Origin of the sequence: Paenibacillus sp. MMS18-CY102 (genome assembly GCF_009789195.1) — a bacterium.
Classification (GTDB): domain Bacteria; phylum Bacillota; class Bacilli; order Paenibacillales; family Paenibacillaceae; genus Paenibacillus_T.
This window is the reverse complement of sequence record NZ_WSTC01000085.1, coordinates 1-1,022: the sequence shown is the minus strand read 5'-3', so window position 1 is coordinate 1,022 and position 1,022 is coordinate 1. Positions and strand designations below refer to the sequence as shown.

The 1,022-nt window shown below is 46.4% G+C and carries 1 protein-coding gene and 1 pseudogene; both read left to right on the top strand.

What is annotated here, in order from left to right:
- Window positions 1-452 (top strand): helix-turn-helix domain-containing protein (locus tag GON22_RS25505; protein WP_237179356.1); only part of this gene is annotated, 452 nt, incomplete at its 5' end.
- Between the two features lie 20 nt (window positions 453-472).
- Window positions 473-1,022, top strand: a pseudogene (locus GON22_RS25500) (IS3 family transposase); the annotation flags it as partial.

The window sequence follows — 1,022 nt, the reverse complement described above, 5'->3', positions numbered from 1 at the left end:
TTGAGGGGGGATTATCGCAATATCAGGTAATCGACAAATATAAGATTGCCAGCCGATGTCAACTTGCGAGCTGGGTTAAGAAGTATAATGGTCATAGCAGCTTAAATGCTTATACAGGGGGATCACCGGCTATGACAAAAGGACGCTCAACAACATACCAGGAGAGGATTGACATTGTTCTGTATTGTCTTGCAAACGAGCAGGACTACAAGAAAGCGGCGAATCGATTCCAAGTCTCCTACCAGCAAGTATATGGATGGGTTAAGAAATACGAAGTGGGTGGCCAAGAGGCTCTACGCGACGGCAGAGGGCGTACAAAAGCACCCGAAGAACTGACAGAAGCCGACAAACAGAAACTTGCCATGAAAAAGCTGGAGTATGAAATGGAGCGTCTTCGTGCGGAGAATGCTTTCTTAAAAAAGTTACAGGAGTTCCAAAGGAGGCGTCGCTAAGCCAACATCGTCAGGAAAACGTCTATCTCGCCATCCAAGCCGTGCAACAGGCAGAATCACTCAGCATACAGCTTCTATGTGAGATTGCAGGGACCCCACGGTCGAGCTATTACAAATGGCTTAACCACAAACCTAGCGCAAGAGAATTGGAAAACAGAGAGCTAACTGAAGTCATGATGTCCCTGTATCAGAAGGTTGAGGGTACTTTTGGATACCGCCAGTTAACCCTACACATGCGTCGTGAGACCAAGAACCCGATTAACCGCAAGCGTGTACGGCGCCTTATGAAGCTCAAGGGGATTCAGTCGGTCATTCGTAGGAAGAAGAAGAAATATGAGCGTTCCACTCCGCAACAAGTAGCTGAGAACTTGCTTAACCGTGAGTTTCAAGCAGAAGCGCCAAATGAAAAGTGGGTAACCGACGTAACCGAATTCAAGTATGGACATGGACAAAAAGCGTACTTAAGCGCAATCCTAGATCTTCATGATAAAACAATTGTCTCTTATGTTTTGGGACACTCCAACAATAACCCTCTCGTTTTTCAAACGTTGGAACTGGCTTTACAGGCCG